Source organism: Catellatospora sp. NPDC049609 (assembly GCF_040675365.1).
GTDB lineage: Bacteria > Actinomycetota > Actinomycetes > Mycobacteriales > Micromonosporaceae > Catellatospora.
In genome coordinates this window covers 1-16,947 of record NZ_JBFAOU010000021.1, presented here as the reverse complement: position 1 = coordinate 16,947, position 16,947 = coordinate 1, and the positions used below count along the sequence as shown (strand labels likewise).

The window sequence follows — 16,947 nt, the reverse complement described above, 5'->3', positions numbered from 1 at the left end:
GAACAGCGTCAAGGGCGCTCGTCCGGTCACCGGATGAGCGCCCTTGATCATTTGCTTGTCTCGCGGGATGCTCCTACTCGTGCGGGTCTAGGCCGCCGACGGTCACCATGTGCACCACGAAGTCGGCGGCGTTGCGGGCAGCCACGGCGTGCGCCTCGTCCCCCTTGCCAGCGGCATGATCGACGACCCCCTTGACCAGCACCCAGGGGACATGCTGCCGGGCCGCCGCAGCGTAGACGCCCGCGCCCTCCATCTCGCCCCCGATGGCGTCGGGGTGCTGCTTGCGTAACCTGTCCCGCTCGGCGTAGGAGTCGTACAGGACGTCCTCTGACAGCATCAACCCGTAGTGCACGGGCGCACCCTGCCAGTCCAATTCAGCGGACTCGAGCCGGTCGAGCAGCACGTGCGAGGCGGTCACCATGTCGCCGCGCCCGATCTCGACGGTCGGCGATTGGGCGACGCCGTTGTCGGTGAGCTTGCGGTGAGCGACGACCTTCAGCTGGCGTGACACGAGGATGTCACCGAACGGCTGGTCCTCAAGCCCGTAGCAGATGCCGATCATGATCAGGTAATCGGGTCGGACGACGTCGATGACCTCTGCGGTGGTCAGCGCCGAGCCGGTCACGGGGCTCGAACCCTGTCCACTCCGAGCCAGGAGGAAGTCGACGTCTCCGATGAAGCCGAGGCTGAGCACGGTCTTTGAACCTGCCCGCTGCCGCGTGAACCCCTGCCCGTTCACCCCCGCGACCGCCTCGATGACGGCGGTGCGCTCCTCCGGAGTCACCACGAGAATGAGCAGCCTGCTGCGCATCGTCTTCACCTTGAGTCCCTTGGCCACGTCGACCACTCGTCGGTAACGGATGATCGCGACGACGAACACCATCCAGCCGGTGGCCGACGCGATGCTGATCAGGAAGCCCAGCGCGTAAGCGCGATCGGTACCCGGGCTGAGGTGCGGCGGATCGCTGAACAGCAGGCGCTGGGCCAGCCATCTGACCGCGAGTGTGAATGACGCGGGGCGCCCGGCGCAGTCGGAACGGCACGCGGCCGCCTCCATGTCGGCGACGACCGTCGCGCTCACGAGTACTGCTGCGGCGAGTCCCGCGAGATACCAGAAGAAGAAGCCCCCAGAGTCCGGAGCGCGCAGCTCCCGGCCTGGCGGCGGGGTGCCGGTGCGCATCAGCACGCTGTTCTCGCCGTCCTGGTACGGCCGTTCCCGCGTCGCCGCCAGCGTGACGGCGCGGCGCATCGACGCCGACGTCACCCCGTCGAGCGAACAGACCAGGTCCTCCTCGACCTCGGCTCGGCGTACCCTGCCGCCGAGCCGTCCGGCGGCGAGCTGGATCTCGTGCGTCACCAGATGCGACACCCGAGAAGATGCCTGCCGGAGCAGTTCCGCCGCGCGTCGCGGTTCGGCCTGGTGACACAGGCTGATCGACCAGGTGGTGCCGGCGCGTGCCCGGTCACCGAGGTTCACCGACGGTGTCGTCCGGCGCCCGAACGTGCTGAAGAACCACACCGCTCCCCCCAGCACCCCCGCTGTCAGCAGGATCGCCACGTGGAGCAGCGCGAGCAGTACGGCGATCGTCGCCGGCAGCGGGTCGGGCACTGCGAGTGCCAGCCCCACGGCTGCCACCAAAAGGAACGCGGCAGGTCCGGCGAGCACCGCCGACTCCCAGTGCCGGTCGAGCATTCGCAGCAACAACGGCCAAGGCCCCCGTCGTGCCCGGTGCAACCGGAGACCGATGGGCGCCTCCAGCACGGCGAAGGCGTGCGGGCTCTGCCAGACCAGGCGCCGCTCCCGGGCGGCGTTGTAGAGCAGCAGCACCAGCGGCCCACGGGCACGGATGATGCCCAACACGCTCCGGGACCGCATGGTGCGCACCGCGGCGGATCCGAACTCGGCGGCCCGCGCCGACCGTGCCGCCTCCCGGCACCAGGACCAGCCGGGGGCGGCCTCGTCGGCAGGCGTCGTCAGCTGCGGCATCCCGAATCCCCGGTGGGCTCGCCGAACTTGACGACGGTCAGCATGATGCTCGACGTGAACTCGGGGCTGGTGCCGGCGCGCGCCGACTGCTCGATGACCAGCCAGTTCCGGTCCACCGCCTGGAAGCGGCCCTGCCCGGTGCCGTCCTTGGATCGCACGACGAAGAAGCCCGCCGCGCGCAGAGCGTCCTGCGCGCTCTGCAGGTCCTTGCACACCACGTCCGGCACGACGCCCCTGGTCGTGTCGGTGTCGCCCATTCCGTCGGTGGGCTTGCGAACGGTGAGCTTGACGACGGTGCTCGGGTCGGCGGGGGTGCCGGGCGCGGGGTCCTGCGAGACGACGATCCAGTTCTTCCTCTCCAGCACGGCCCGCCCCTGGCCCGTGGCATCCACCACCTGCACGGGGGTGAATCCGGCGACGGAGAGCATCGCCTCGGCGTCGGTCAGGCGCAGGTCCACCACGCCCGGCACCGCAGCCGTGGCGGATGTCGGCATGGCCCGCGGCACCGGGGCCGACGAGGCTGCCCCCGTCGGTGCGGAGGTCGGCGACTGTTCAGCGCCGGGGTCGCCGACGAGCAGGCCGCCCGCGCAGAAGGCGGCGACCACGGCGAGAACGGCCAAGCCGCCGCCGGCCCAGTAGTACGCGGTCTTGCGGCGCGGGGGTTCGATCCGCCAGGTCTCAACCATGGGCGTAGCGCCTTTCCATGCGTGATCTGGTGAGCAGGAGTGCGAAGACCGCGATCAGTCCCATGGCCCCGCACAGCATCCAGAACCGGATCGGATGCTGCGACCACAGGGCGTCCTGATAGGCCGGTGCCGGCCGGTATGCGTTGAGGTCCGCATAGCATGCCACCGCTGCCAGGCCGACCCGGCCGGGCAGGAGCACGGCCAGCGGGGTGCCCCAGCCCGGAATCTCGAACAGCGCACCGCTCAGCGCGACCTGGAACACGGCGAGGAGGGTGTTGTAGGTGACCGCCCGCTCGACGGTGTCGGACAGCGCCGAGATGAGCATGCCGAGGGACATCGAGCCGAACATGATCAGCAGAAGCGTCATGAACAGCATCAGTACGGGCGGCACGCCCAGCGCCTGCGGGGGAAGGTCGCGCGTCGCGGCGTAGAGGGCGGTCATCGCGCCGGACAGCACGGCGCAGATGCCACCGAAGACGATGGTCTTCGCTGCCACCAGCGACCAGCTACTCAGTCCGACGCGCCAGTCGCGCTCCGTGATCGCCCGATCGCTGACCAGGTCGAGATAGCTCAGTGCGGCCCCGGTGAGCGCCGCGACGGTGACCAGGATCGCCAGCACCTGTGCCATCGATCCGTCGGGTCGAAGCCCAGTGTCCGCCGCCATGATCGCCAGGAGGGTTCCGACCAGCGGCATGGCCGTCAGCATGGTCAGCGATCGGAGTCCGCGCCGGGCGATCACCATCGCCTGGCGGCCGAGCGCCCAGGGCAGGCCGGTGAGCGAACCCTCCCGCCGCAGTGGCGGCGCGGGGCGGGCGCCGCCGCCAGGAGCCGGACGACGGCTGGGCCGCTCCCGCTCCCGGTCCAGGTCGTGCAGCCAGTCCGCCCAAGTGGCGTGGCCCTGGAGCGTGGGGTGCACGGGCGGTCCGGCGTACTCGACCACGCCGCCACGGGCGAGCACGACCAGCTGGTCGGCGTACTCGAGGTGGGTCACGGCATGGGTGACCACGACGACCGTGCAGTGGTAACGCCGGCTGACGGTCTGGAGCTGTTGCATGACCTCGCGGTCCTTCGCGAGGTCGAGTCCGCTGGTCGGCTCGTCCAGGATCAGCAGCTGCGGATCGCCGACGAGTTCGATGCCGATGGACACCCGCCGCCGCTGGCCGCCGGACAGCTTGCCGACCCTCTTGCCGGCGTGCGGGGCCAGCCCGAGCGCGTCCATCGCGTCGCGTACCCGCCGCTCGATGTAGTCGTCGGTGGCGTCGGGCGCGGAGCGGAAACGGGCCGCGTAGCGCAGCGTCTCCGCGACGGTCAGCGCCTGGTAGAGGTCGTCGGCCTGCGGAACGTAGTGGATCTGCATCCGGTCGACCGGCCGGGTCTCGCCATACCTGCCGGTGGCGTTGCCGATGGCCACCGTGCCGCTGTCCGGGGTGATGTCGCCGAGCAACACCTTCATCAGGGTGGACTTGCCGGCACCGGACGGCCCGACGACGGCCAGCACCTGACCGGCGGTGGCGCTGAGGCTCACCCCGTCGAGGATCACCTTGTCGTCGCGGCGCACGACCACGTCCCGCACCTCGATCGCGAGGCCCGAACCGGCCGACACGCCCAGGCTGCCCTGCCGGTGCGCGGGCGGCGGCGGGTTGCCTGGCCGCCAGCCGCCGCCGAGCAGCGCGGGGGAGGCGGCGACGGCCGTCTGGCCGACGACGAATGGTGACCCTTCCTTGAGGACGGCCGCCATCACCCGGCGACCCTCGACGAACACACGGCCGTTGTTCTCGGTGACCCACCAGTGGCCCCGCGGGTCGACCTCCAGCCAGGCGTGGTCGGCCCGGACCAGCGGGTCGTCGATCGGGATGTCTGCGCCCGTCCCGGCCCGGCCGATCGACCACACCCGTTCCCGGTCGTCGCGGCGGCGCCCGCGGTTCACCCTCGTGCCGCGTTCGGGACCGTTGCGCTGCCCGCTGTTCCGGCGACGTGGGGTCCGGCCGACCCGCTCGGCGAGACGCGCCTCGTGCGCCTGCCCGGCGTCGAGCTTCATGCTGTCGACGGTGGGCACGCCGTCCAGCCGGAAGTCTGCGGGGACCTGGTCCTCCCTGGGATGGAACCACCAGCCGTGCACCTGCCACGCGCACGAGCCGAACGTGTCGGGGGTCTGCTCGGTGCCGATCGCGAGGCGGCCGCGGTGGACGCGCAGGTGGTGCACCTGCGCGGCGTCCAGCGCGTGGTCGACGCCGTCGACCTGGATGCGAAGCGGCTCGGGCATCAGAGCGTTCCCTTCAACACCAGCATGAGCAGGACCAGCACCGCTGCTGCGCTCAGGGCGACGAGCGGCATCCGGGACCGGCGGGGCGCAGCGGGCGGAGCGGGATCCAGCACGTGGCTGAGCTTGGGAAAGGCGATCTCGGGCAACCGCCCGGCGATCTCCGGCAGGACCAGGTCCGGGGGCAGCCAGTCCCCGCGACGCCGCGGCTTGGCACGGCGTTGGTGCGGCAGCCGTACGCCGGACGTCCGCGCCGCCCGAACAGGCCGGGTGGTCCAGGCCGCGGCGAGCCGCCGCCACCGGGCCAGCTCGGTGTCACCGGTGGTGGTGGCCGCAAGCCGCTCGCGCAGGAACTCCTCGTCCTCCGCGGACAGCATCCCGGCCGATGTGGCGGCCAGGCTGTTGTTGTCGGTGAGCGCCCAGATCGCGAGCCACGCGAGCCGCCCGAGGTCGGTGGACACGGTGGGGGACTTCAGTCGGGGGATCGCCTGCTGCATGTAGTTCGGTGCCGAGGCGGATGCGGGCCGCCCCCACGGCCCCCACGCGACATCACAGTCCAGGAAGAGCACACGGGTGCCGTCGGCCGTGGTGAGGATGTTGTCCGCCTGCACGTCGACCATCAGCACGCCGAGTCCGTGCAGCCAGACCAGCACCTCGATCGCGGCGGCGAGGGCATTGCGCCGCACCGACGCGGCCGCGCCCGGCCGGGGCCGTCCCGCACCCGTGAACGAGATCAGCTCAGTGAAGCCGCGGGCGCGCCGTGGCTCGTCGGGCCCAGGCTGCCAGGTGAACTCGGCGGGTGCCTCGACCAGGAGGACACCGAGCACGTTGTCGTCGGACACGACGATGCGCCGGGGCCAGGCGGTCACGGTGTCGAGCCTGGTGCGGTCCGCCTCGGCCAGGCGCTCGCGCCACCGGACGAGGTCGCGCAGCGCCAGCTCGTCGAGGTCCGACAGGAAATGCGGCCGGAACCGCTTGAACAGGTACCCGCGGCCGCCGTACCGGCAGCGGTGCAGGGACGAGTTGCCGCCGTCGTGTGGGATCTCGCCCAGCAGCTCCAACTCGGCCACGTCCACGAACTCCGTGGTCACACGATCCATACGGCCAGTACCCCCCGGTCATCGGCGCGGTAGCCGTCGTGGAAGTCGACGTGCACCAGGAACTCGGTCGGGGCCGGGGGGACGCGCCAGCGTGCGGCCAGTTCGGCGCCCAGCGGCGACCGCTGTGCGACGGCGCCGGCGAACCCGTCGCTGGCCAGTAACAGGACGGCGCCCGCCGGCACCTCTTCCTGCCACCGCCGCAGTGGCACCTGGCCGGGCAGCGAGCGGGTGGCGTTGCCCCGGGCGTCGTCACGCTCGTGGTGCAGCGGCATCCAGCCGCCGTCCGCCAGCAGCCACGCCTCCGAGTCGCCGACCCCCGTGACGTGCAACGCCGCGCCGCCGGGCGACGGACGCACCTCGGCGACGACCAGGGTCGTCGCCCCGCCCGCGGTGTCCGGCGACGCGCGCAGGGCCCTGCCGATCTCCCGGAACATCTCCCCGACGTGCGTGGCGAAGTCGGCTCGCACCGGCAGGTCCCGACACAGGCTCAACGCTTGGCGGACCGCGGCGTGAGCGGCCCGGTCGGAGTCGACCAGCGACCCGACGCCGTCCGCCACGGCGAGGTACAGCACTCCCCGGGACTCGTTCCAGACAGCGCCGATCGCGTCCTGGCCGTGCCGGCCGCTCTGCGCATGCTCGCGTCCCCGCAGCGCGGCCCCGCGTACCAGCAGCCGCCGGGCGCCCTCACCGCCGCACCGGCCATGGAAGTAGGAGCTCTGGGTGGTGCACCGGCCGATGACCCACGAGGGCAGCGGCGGCTCCTGCTCGGCCACCGGCTGTCGGGTGAGCAGCAGCGGTTTCACAAGATCGCCGGGCATGGTCGGTGAATCGCGGCGAGCCCGCCGCCACCGGCGCGGGATGCCGGTTCCGCGGTCCGTTCCGCTGCTCCACGTGCGCCGTGACCCGGCAGGTGGCCGGCGCCGGCGTGGGGGGTCAGCCAGGAGCCTGCCGCGCCGCATGGCACGCCGCGACCACCACACGTAGCCGGCGATCGCCAGCAGGACCCCCGTGATGGCCAGCATGAGGGCGTTCGCCTGGGCGTCGAAGGCGTCCGTTCCGCCGGTCACGGCGCGGGCCTCGCGATCCGGCGCATGCCCTCGGGGATGTTCTCGATCGTCAGCACGCCGATCCGGGTGGAGGTGACGATGCTGGCACTGATGACGCTGGACACCATGTCCGCCAGCGCGCGCGGCGTCAGCGGGCCTTCGGCGATGAGGGCGTTGCGCCGGTCACCGTCCCCGGTGGACACGTCCCACAGGACGCCCTCGTCGGCGCCGGGCAGCCCGATGGTGACGATGCGGGCCGACTGTGACCTGACCAGGGTGTCACGCGCGCCGAGCCACTGGTGCCGCGGCTGCTCCTCGCGCCCGATCGCGGGCTTGCCATCGGTGATGAAGTAGATCCACGGGCTCGCGACGCCGATCCGTACTCCGGGCCGGACCTGCGCCTGCTTGACCCGCCGCACCGTCTCGACGTCGGCCGGGTGCAGGCGGGTCAGGTAGCCGAACGCCTTGGCGTAGTCCGTGGCGTGGCCGATGCGGGGGCTGCCGATGCTGAACGTCTCACTGAGCGGGGTCATCGGCAGCAGCGTCTCGGGCTCGTCGTTGAACGCGACCAGGCACACCGACGCACTGCCGGCGACCATGGTCTTGGCGCAGAGCCGGGCCAGCATCGGCGGCAGCGCGTCGGCGAACATGCCCAGCGGGGTGTGCCGCATCTGGTCCGGCTCACGTACGGGTCCCAGCTTCGGATGCGTGCGCATCGACATCGAGGTGTCCAGCACGATGTAGATGAGGTACTGGGGCTGCTCGTCGTATCGGGTTGCGGGCGTGCCGGAGGCTGCGGTCACGGGTGCTCCTCCCGGGTCCACGGTCCGTAGTACGGGATTTCCTGGGTCGCGTCGGGGTCGGCGGCAGGCAGCGGGCGTCCGCCTGCCTGCCGGACCAGATGGCCGGCGCGGGCTTCGATCAGCCGCTCCCGCTCCTGCACGAGGTTGCCGTCGATGACGCGGAAGTCGTGCTCGGTGACGCGGCGGCCGGACTGGAAGTACCGCGCGGCCTGGAACCGCTGGTGGTCGGCGTGCAGCGAGTGCGCGTTCAGCTCGGTGTCGTCACGCAGCCGCTCCTCGCGTTCCCGCGTCTCGGTGTCGTCGCGGAAGCGGCGGTCGTAGTTGGTGACCCCGTTCAGCGTCTTGAGCAGCACCGGCAGCGAATCGATGATGATGAGGAAGATCCGCAGCGCCCACTGGGTCGCGTTGACGTAGCCGTTCTCGGAGACCAGATCGTCCAGCGCGCGGAAGCGCTCCAGCAGGCCGATGCCCGCGGCGTGCCGCTCGCGGAGCTTGCCGAGGTCCGCCTCGATCAGCCCGTTGCGCTGTCGGACCCACTCCTCGCGGGCCGTGGCCAGCTTCTCGTTGAGCCGTTTGCTCTGCTCGGTCAAGGCGGCGAGCCGGTCGCTGTTCGCCTTGATCTGGTGATCGGTGTAGTACCGGTCGGCGAGCTCGCGCAGCCGGCGGCAGCTCGGTCCCACGCCGAAGCGTCCCGTCGTGTCGCCGGTCTTGGTGCCGTTGCACTCGTCGCGGGCGGTCTTCTCCAGCTTGTTGAACGCGGCCACGTCGGCGTCGAGCGTCGGCTTGAGCGTCTCACGCTGGTTGTCCACATCGGCCAGCTCCGCCGCGACCGTCTCAGGGGACGCCGCGGTGATTGCCAGCCGGCGCTCACCGCACTTGCCTTGGTCGATCGTGTCGGCCTCGGGAGTGCCCGGCACCGGGTTGCAGTCACGCAGCTCGCCCGGGCGGTCGATGACCTCGTCGGCGCGGTCGCGCTCGATCCGCTCGGTGATGGCGGTGTGGTAGACGCCGAGCAGGACCGGCTCGGCGACGATGACGCCGATCGCGACGGCGAGCAGCAGGCGGGGCAGCAGCTTGCGGGCCGCGCCCTGGTCCATCGTGGTGGTCGCCATCAGCCACCGGTCCAGGCTGAGGATGAACAGTCCCCAGACCGGCACGATCGCCAGCATGATGGGTTCCAGACCGTCGAGCACGCAGTACAGGGCGATGCTCATGGAGATCATGGCGATGATCGCGGTGCCCGCCACGACGCCGCCCATGGCGGTGTAGCGGGCCCGCTCACCGGGCACCTTGGACAGCACCCTCTCGTCGACGCCGGTGCACAGCCGGAGCACCCGGGCCAGGCTCCAGCGCGGTACGGCGGGTTCGGGCAGGGACACGTCGGGTCGATAGTCGGTCACTGGGCCTCCTGGTGACGCGCCGGCGGGCCGTCGTCGTACCCGTCGTCGGGGTGCGGCACGGACCGGTGTGCGTGGCCCGCAGCCGTGAGGTGGTGGGTGGACGGGTATGCGTACTCAGGGCCGTCCATTCCGTCTTCGTGGAACTGGCCGTCGAGGGTTCCCGGCACGGTCGGGTTGAGCTGCTCGTCGACGGTGAAGATGTCGAGGTCGACGAGCCGGATCGTCATGCCGGAGACCTCGGGCCGTTCGAGGTCACCACGAGCGGTGACCCGGGCGAGGATGTGCCGTGCCACCTCGGGGCTGGTGGCGGCGTCCTCGCGGGCGCCGAGCATGAGCAGTTCGGTATCGTCCAGCAGGTAGTGCACGAGCGCCGGCTCCACGCTCCAACAGCCGCTGGAAAGCACCAGCACGGCATCGTCAACCTGGCAACGGAACCGGGCCCGCAGCACCAGCGTCCGTTCCGGACGGACCGAGGGCAGTTTCGCCAGGACCGGCACGAGCTGCTGCCGGATCGAGACCACGGCCACCGATCCCGCCTCGGTCACCGTCGGCGTGCACAGCGGCCGCCCCACATCGGGCGTGAGCGCGTAGCGGCCGTTGCGCTGGAAGACGCGGACCGTGCCCGGGATCTGCTCGGGCATCTCCCGCTCATCACGGCACGGGCCGCGCAGCAGCCGGGAGCGGGCGGGTCCGAGCGCCGCCGACGCGACCACCGGGTAGGGATAGTCCTGCCGGGCGGGCGCGGCAGGAGTGATCGCGAACGACAAGGCAGCCTCCACCTCGCGGGTGCACATGGTCGGGGGATCGGGGCGCCGGCCCTCGTGCCCCGGGCCCGGCCGTCGTGCGGGGTGTTCCGGAGTGTGACGGACCGGGTTCTTGCCTGCGGCCTGTTCCGGGGCGTCCGCGGTGCGCTGCTGGACCGGTCGTTGCCGCATCGTGGCCGGATAGCCGGACGGGTCCGCTGTTCCGCTCACCTCGGCGGGTCTGTCCGGGCGTGCCCGCCGACCGACCGGTGTTCTTATGTCTATCTGACATTAAGTGCTGTCGGCTTGCACCGTAAGGCCTTCGGAGGCTTACTGTCAACCTGACATTTGTAGTGTCGCCCGCCGGTGGGAAGGCAGGGTCAGGGCAGCCGGTTGACCGCGAAGCGGCGCTTGGCGAGCTGCTCGCGCAGGGTGTCCGGGCAGCTGCCCGGCCCTTCGGCCAGCACCGTGCGGATGTCGGGCCCGAGCGCGTGCCCCAGCCCGTCGCAGATCTCCACGGCCCGCTCCCACAGCTCGCGGGCGCGGTCCCAGTCGGCCACCGCCGTCGCCGAGGCGAGCAGGTCGAGGGCGTACGCCTGCCGCAGCGGATCGGTGAGCGACTCCGCCAGCTCCAGCGCGACCCGCGCGTGCCGGCAGGCCGCCTCGAACCGCCCGTGCTGCAGCTCGACCTCACCGAGCCCGTGGTTGAGGTACACCATGGTGTGCGTGTCGCCGCTGTGCCCGGCCAGCTCCAGGCCGTGCCGCATGTGCTCGGCGGCCTGCGCGAAGCGGTGGTCGTTGTAGTCGAGGTGGCCCAGGTTGAGCCGCAGCAGGGTGCCGTAGCGGGGGTCGTCGCCGTACCCGGCCAGCGCCAGGGCCGCGTGGAGATGCTCGCGGGCCAGCTCGGGCTCGTCGGCGCCGTTGTAGACGCCGCCCAGGTTGACGTGCAGCGGGCCGATCGCCATCGGATCACCGGTCTGCCGGGCCAGGGCCAGGCCCTCCTGGTAGTACGCGATCGCCTCACCGCGCCGGCCGAGCTGCTTGCTGGCCACGCCCAGCCCGTTGAGGATCTTCACCATGCCGAGCAGGTGGCCGTCGGCGCGGGCCGAGGCCAGCGCGGTCTGGTACACCTCGTGCCACTCGGCCCAGATGCGGCGCCGGTGGTAGTACGCGAACAGGGCCGTGGCCAGCTGCCATGCCTGCCGGTGCAGGCCCGCGGCGGCCAGCGAGCGCACTGCGGCGGCGAGCCCGGCCCGCTCGGTCTCGAACCAGGCCGTCGCCTGGGCGCGGGAGGTGAACCGGAGCGGGAAGCGCGGCGTGCGGACCTCCACCGGCAGCGGCCCCGCCGCGCGCGGGCTCAGCAGGGGGTACGCCGTGTGGGCGGTGTCGAGGTACCAGTCGGCGACGCGGCGGATCGCGGCCGAGCGCGCCTCCGGCGGGTCCGTGTCGACCGCCCGCTCCATCGCGTGGATGCGGACCAGGTCGTGCAGGCGGTAGTCGGTGCCGTCGCGCACCACCAGGTTGCTCCGCGCCAGCGAGGTGAGCAGGGAGTAGGTCTCCCCGGGCGAGCGGTCGACCAGCGCGGCGGCGCTGGCCACGCTGATGGTCCGGCCGGGGTGCACGGCCAGCAGCCGCAGCAGCTCGGCGGCGGCGGGGGTCAGGTCGCGGTAGGACTGGTCCAGGATGGCCCGGATGCCGCCGTCGCCGCCGTCGATCTCCAGCGCGGTGAGCCGCCGGTCCTCGGGGACCAGGTCCTGCAGCACCATGTCGATGCCGTGCCGCGGGTCGAACGCCAGCCGGCAGCCCACGATGCGCAGTGCCAGCGGCAGGCGGTCGCAGAGGTCGGCGATGCGTTCGAGCCGCTCGCTGCGGTCGTCGTCGCCGGCCAGCCGGCCCACCGTGCCGAGCAGCTCGACGGCCTGCTCCGGGGTCAGCCCGGCCACCCGCAGCAGCCGGGCGCGCTCGTGCACGGCCAGGCTCTCCAGCGCGACCCGGGACACCGCCAGCACGGTGACCTCGGGGTCGGCGGGCAGCGCCGCCCGCACCGCGTCGGCGTCGGGCGCGTTGTCCAGGATCAGCAGCGCGCGGCCGGTCAGCTCGCGCAGGTCGGCGGCCGGCCGGGCGTCGTCACGGCCCAGGTCGGCGTAGTGGGTGCCGCCCGGGAAGCGCTCGGCGTGCAGGTGCGCCCAGCGTACGACCAGCGTGGACTTGCCCGCCCCGCCGACGCCGTGCACGACCGCGAGCCGCGCGCCGGGCGCGGCGTCGAGCAGCTCGTCCAGCTCGGCCTGCGCGTCGGGGCGGGACACGAAGTCGGGGATCGGCGCGGGCAGGTCGCGGCGGGCCCCGGTGGCGGGCGCCGCCGGGCGGGCGGCGGGCACCGACAGCAGCGGGTCCTCGCGCAGCACCGAGGTGTGCAGGGCGCGCAGCTCGCTGCTGGGCTCGATGCCGGTGCCCGCGATCAGCCGGCTGCGGTAGCGCGCGTACGCGACGCTCGCGGTGGCGGTCTGGCCGCTGCGGTGCAGCGCCAGCATGTGCAGGGCGGTGAACCGCTCCCGCTCCGGGTGCTCGGCGGCGGCGCGGGCCAGCTCGGGGATGCGCTCGCGGTGCCGGCCCAGCTCCAGCTCGGTCTGCAGCCAGCTCTCCAGCGCGACCAGGCGCAGCTCCTCCAGCTCCTGGCCGACCCGCTCGCGGACGCGCTCGCCCGCGACGTCGGCCAGCACCGGCCCGCGCCACAGGCCCAGCGCCTGCTCCAGCAGCGCGGCCCGGCGCTCGATCGCGGTGGACCGGTGCACCGCCTGCGCCACCAGCGACCGGAACCGGTGCGCGTCCACCCGGTCCTCGTCTACGGCCACGGCGTACCCGGTGCCCTCGGTGCGCAGCACGGGCGCGGCCGGGTACGCGGCGAGGGTGGCCCGCAGCCGGGCCACGTGCGCCTGTACGGAGCGCCGGGCCTTGGCGGGCGGCTCGCCGTCCCAGAGCAGGTCGATGAGCCGGTCCATGGGGATGGCCCGCCCGGGTTCGAGCAGCAGCAGCGCCAGCAGGCAGCGCTCCCGGCGGCGTCCCAGCTGCACCGGCGTGTCGCCGATGTCGACCCGGAACGGTCCCAGTAGCCGGAACTGCATGGGCTGCATGATAACGAGATCGCGCTCGTGGCAACCCGGTGGCAACAGCACGGCAGTTCGCACGTGCGAGGCTCTGCCTCGTCCGGCAGGCTGCCGGCCGCGCCTACGGGGGTGGGCAGATTCAACGCTGCCCGAGGCAGCAGGGCTCAGGCTGGGGCACCGGCCTGAGCCCTTCGTCATACCGGGCGCCTTCCTCACCGGGGTACGGCCCCTCCGGCATGCACCTGTGGCGGTTCGGTCCCTAGGATCGACGGGTGCATGATGCGTCCGAGGTGTTGAGCAGGATCTTCGGCTACGACTCGTTCCGCGGCGAGCAGCAGGAGATCATCGATCATGTGGTGGGGGGCGGCGACGCCCTCGTGCTCATGCCCACGGGCGGCGGCAAGTCGCTGTGCTACCAGATCCCGGCGCTGGTGCGTCCCGGCGTCGGTGTGGTGGTCTCGCCGCTGATCGCGCTGATGCAGGACCAGGTCGACGCGCTGCAGGCGCTGGGCGTGCGGGCCGGCTTCCTCAACTCGACGCTGTCGCTGGACGAGCGGCAGCTGGTCGAGGCCGAGTTCGTCGCGGGCGAGCTGGACCTGCTCTACCTCGCCCCCGAGGGCCTGAGCACCGGCTCCGCCATGCGCCTGCTGGAGCGCGGCAAGATCTCGCTGTTCGCGATCGACGAGGCGCACTGCGTGTCGCAGTGGGGCCACGACTTCCGGCCCGACTACCTGGCGCTGTCGGTGCTGCACGAGCGCTGGCCGGACGTGCCGCGCATCGCGCTCACCGCCACCGCGACGACGGCCACCCGCACCGAGATCGCGCAGCGGCTGCAGCTGACCGGCGCCCGGCACTTCGTGTCGAGCTTCGACCGCCCCAACATCCAATACCGCATCGTGCCGAAGAACGACCCGAAGAAGCAGCTGCTGGAGCTGCTGCGCACCGAGCACGCCGGGGACGCGGGCATCGTCTACTGCCTGTCCCGGGCGTCGGTGGAGAAGACCGCCGAGTTCCTGGTGCAGCAGGGCATCGAGGCGCTGCCGTATCACGCCGGTCTCGACGCCGCGACGCGCTCGGCCAACCAGTCCCGGTTCCTGCGCGAAGACGGGCTGGTCATGGTGGCCACCATCGCGTTCGGCATGGGCATCGACAAGCCCGACGTGCGCTTCGTCGCGCACCTCGACCTGCCCAAGTCGATCGAGGGCTACTACCAGGAGACCGGCCGCGCGGGGCGTGACGGCCTGCCCTCGACGGCCTGGCTGGCGTACGGGCTGCAGGACGTGGTGCAGCAGCGCAAGATGATCGACAGCTCGGCGGGCGACGCGGCCTACCGGCGGGGCCTGGCCGCGCACCTGGACGCGATGCTGGCGCTGTGCGAGACGGTGCAGTGCCGCCGGGTGCAGCTGCTGGCCTACTTCGGCCAGTCCAGCGAGGCCTGCGGCAACTGCGACACCTGCCTGGCTCCGCCGGAGCAGTGGGACGGCACGGTGCCGGCGCAGAAGCTGCTGTCCACCGTGCTGCGGCTGCAGCGTGAGCGCAACCAGCGCTTCGGCGCGGGGCAGTCGATCGACATCCTGCTCGGCCGCCGCACCGACAAGGTGGCCCAGCACCGCCACGACGAGCTGACCGTGTTCGGCATCGGCACGGAGCTGCAGGAGTCGGAGTGGCGCGGCGTGGTCCGGCAGCTGCTGGCGCAGGGCCTGCTCGCGGTGCAGGGCGCGCACGGCACGCTGGCGCTGACCGAGGCCAGCGCCGACGTGCTCGGCCGCAAGCGCCAGGTGATGATGCGCCGGGAGCCGGAGCGGGCCGCGCGCTCGTCGTCCTCGTCGCGCAAAGCGGCCGCTGCGGTGGCCGCGGCGGAGCTGCCGCCCGGGGCGCAGCCCGTGTTCGAGCGGCTGCGCGCCTGGCGCGCGGCAACCGCGAAGGAGCAGGGCGTCCCGGCGTACGTCGTGTTCCATGACGCGACCCTGCGCGAGATCGCCGCCCAGGCGCCGGACTCGCTGGCCAAGCTCCGGCTGATCAGCGGGGTCGGCGAGAACAAGCTGGCGAAGTACGGCGACTCGATCCTGGAGGCGCTGGCCGAGGGCTGAGCGCGGCGCCGGTCCCCGGGTTGGCATTCCATCGACGTTGACGAAATTGTAAACCTCCTGTTACATGAGTCGTGTTGAGAGCGCTCTCTTGCATCCAGGTTTCCCTGCGAGCAGGAGGTTCACATGCGACTACCGGTACGTCTCCTGGCTGCCGGGCTCGCCGTCGCGGGCCTGGTCACCGGCCCGCTGGCGACGGGTGCCGCGGCCGCCCCGATCTGCAACCGCTACTGCGACGGCCGTGACCCGGCGCTGTCGCCGGGCGACCGCGCCCCGGTCAGCGCGTCGGTCTGGGGGCGGCAGATCGTGCTGCACTTCGACGACGCCGACGCGATGGGCTGGGCGAGCATCGCCAACGGCAACCCGGGCGACCGGGTCTGGCTCGACCGCTCCTTCGACGGCGGGCGCACCTGGTCCGGCCTGCTCGGCGACGCCGCCGTGCCGGCCGGTCAGCGCGGCTGGCGCACCGGCATGTTCAACGTGGACGACTGGGCGGCGCTCGGCGTCGGCGCGCTGCGCGCCTGCGGCAAGGCCGGCGACCGGCCCGAGATCGCGTGCACGACCTGGGCGCGCACCACGTGGAACGCCGGCAACCGGCGCACCGCCGCGGCCACCGGGCTGATGATGTCGTACCACCTGGGCAACGGGCTGTTCTCGACCACCGGCTGGTGGAACTCCGCCAACGCGCTGACCGCGCTGATCGACAACATCCGGATCACCGGCATGGGCAGCTACCGGTACGCCATCGGGCGCACCTACGACCTGAACCTCAACGCGCACCAGGGCAGCTTCCGCAACGACTACCTCGACGACACCGGCTGGTGGGCGCTGGCCTGGATCGCCGCGTACGACCTCACCGGCGAGGCCCGCTACCTGAACACGGCGCGCACCGCGGCCGCGCACATGGCGGCGTACTGGGACAACGTCTGCGGCGGCGGGATCTGGTGGAGCACCGCCCGCACCTACAAGAACGCCATCTCCAACAGCCTCTACCTGCACGTCAACGCGGCACTGCACCGCCGGACCCCGGGTGACACAGTGTTCCTGCAGCGGGCGCGGGCGACGTGGACCTGGTTCCAGGGCACCGGCATGATCAACGGATCGTCGCTGATCAACGATGGGATCAGCCTGTCCACCTGCCGCAACAACGGGCAGGCGGTGTGGTCGTACAACCAGGGCGTGCCGCTGGGCGGCCTGGTCGAACTGTGGCGGGCCACCGGTGACGCGAGCCTGCTGACCACCGCGCGGCGGCTGGCCGACGCGTCGACCACAACCGGCTCGCTGCACTCCGGCGGCATCCTGCGCGACCCGTGCGAGAACGGCGACTGCGGCGCCGACGGGCCGACGTTCAAGGGCGCGTACGTCCGGGGCCTCGCGGTGCTGAACAACGCGCTCGCCGACCGCCCGTACACGGCGTACCTGCGCCGGCAGGCCGACACGGCGTACGCCGCCGACCGCACCCCGCTCGACCTCTACGGACTGCGCTGGTCCGGCCCCGTCGACAAGCTCGACGCCGCCCGCCAGCAGTCCGCCCTGGACCTCATGAACGCCGCCCCCTGACCCTCCGCTCCACCTGCCCCACCGCGCCCCATCCCGCCCCGGCCCGCCCCGCCCCGGGCTCGGTCGCAACTCTTGCGCGCCGCCTGCGCGGACGACTGCCCGACGGCAACTGCGATCACGGTCATGGCGAGCGCGAGCACCGAGCCGAGGAGAGATCGCGCTCTGATGTCC

The 16,947-nt window shown here is 72.3% G+C and carries 11 protein-coding genes; 2 read left to right on the top strand and 9 right to left on the bottom strand.

All coding sequences use genetic code 11. The annotated features are described in order from the left end of the window. Positions 1–73: 73 nt before the first annotated feature. From AB0J67_RS08970 to AB0J67_RS08930, 9 genes are all read right to left on the bottom strand, one after another. Positions 74–1,987, bottom strand: a complete 1,914-nt coding sequence (locus tag AB0J67_RS08970) for a hypothetical protein (RefSeq protein WP_363478374.1) — start codon at positions 1,985–1,987, stop codon at positions 74–76. Continuing rightward, a complete protein-coding gene (locus AB0J67_RS08965) occupies positions 1,975–2,673 on the bottom strand; it encodes a PASTA domain-containing protein (protein ID WP_363478371.1) in 699 nt (232 codons plus the stop codon). Before AB0J67_RS08965 ends, AB0J67_RS08970 begins: the two co-directional genes overlap by 13 nt. Beyond that, positions 2,666–4,936 (bottom strand): ATP-binding cassette domain-containing protein, encoded by a 2,271-nt coding sequence (locus tag AB0J67_RS08960; protein WP_363478368.1) that lies wholly within the window; start codon positions 4,934–4,936, stop codon positions 2,666–2,668. Before AB0J67_RS08960 ends, AB0J67_RS08965 begins: the two co-directional genes overlap by 8 nt. Beyond that, the gene (locus tag AB0J67_RS08955) at positions 4,936–6,024 is read right to left on the bottom strand and encodes a hypothetical protein (RefSeq protein WP_363478365.1); all 1,089 of its coding nucleotides are present in this window, start codon (positions 6,022–6,024) and stop codon (positions 4,936–4,938) included. Before AB0J67_RS08955 ends, AB0J67_RS08960 begins: the two co-directional genes overlap by 1 nt. Next, positions 6,021–6,836 (bottom strand): protein phosphatase 2C domain-containing protein, encoded by an 816-nt coding sequence (locus AB0J67_RS08950; RefSeq protein WP_363478362.1) that lies wholly within the window; start codon positions 6,834–6,836, stop codon positions 6,021–6,023. The genes AB0J67_RS08955 and AB0J67_RS08950 overlap by 4 nt, the downstream gene beginning before the upstream one ends. Before the next feature lie 260 nt (positions 6,837–7,096). Then, positions 7,097–7,882, bottom strand: a complete 786-nt coding sequence (locus tag AB0J67_RS08945) for a hypothetical protein (RefSeq protein ID WP_363478359.1) — start codon at positions 7,880–7,882, stop codon at positions 7,097–7,099. Continuing rightward, positions 7,879–9,282 (bottom strand): DUF4407 domain-containing protein, encoded by a 1,404-nt coding sequence (locus AB0J67_RS08940; protein ID WP_363478356.1) that lies wholly within the window; start codon positions 9,280–9,282, stop codon positions 7,879–7,881. Before AB0J67_RS08940 ends, AB0J67_RS08945 begins: the two co-directional genes overlap by 4 nt. Then, entirely contained in the window at positions 9,279–10,049 is a 771-nt protein-coding gene (locus AB0J67_RS08935; protein WP_363478353.1) for a hypothetical protein, read from the bottom strand. The genes AB0J67_RS08940 and AB0J67_RS08935 overlap by 4 nt, the downstream gene beginning before the upstream one ends. A 356-nt stretch (positions 10,050–10,405) precedes the next feature. Beyond that, positions 10,406–13,147, bottom strand: coding sequence for a BTAD domain-containing putative transcriptional regulator (locus AB0J67_RS08930; RefSeq protein WP_363478350.1), 2,742 nt, complete (start codon positions 13,145–13,147; stop codon positions 10,406–10,408). A gap of 254 nt (positions 13,148–13,401) precedes the next feature. Between AB0J67_RS08930 and recQ the strand changes: the two genes are divergently transcribed. Continuing rightward, positions 13,402–15,219 carry a DNA helicase RecQ gene (recQ, locus tag AB0J67_RS08925; RefSeq protein ID WP_363478347.1) on the top strand — a complete coding sequence of 606 codons (1,818 nt, stop codon included), beginning with the start codon at positions 13,402–13,404 and terminating at the stop codon, positions 15,217–15,219. Between the two features lie 123 nt (positions 15,220–15,342). Then, a complete protein-coding gene (locus AB0J67_RS08920) occupies positions 15,343–16,776 on the top strand; it encodes a glycoside hydrolase family 76 protein (protein WP_363478344.1) in 1,434 nt (477 codons plus the stop codon). The last annotated feature ends 171 nt before the right edge of the window (positions 16,777–16,947 follow it).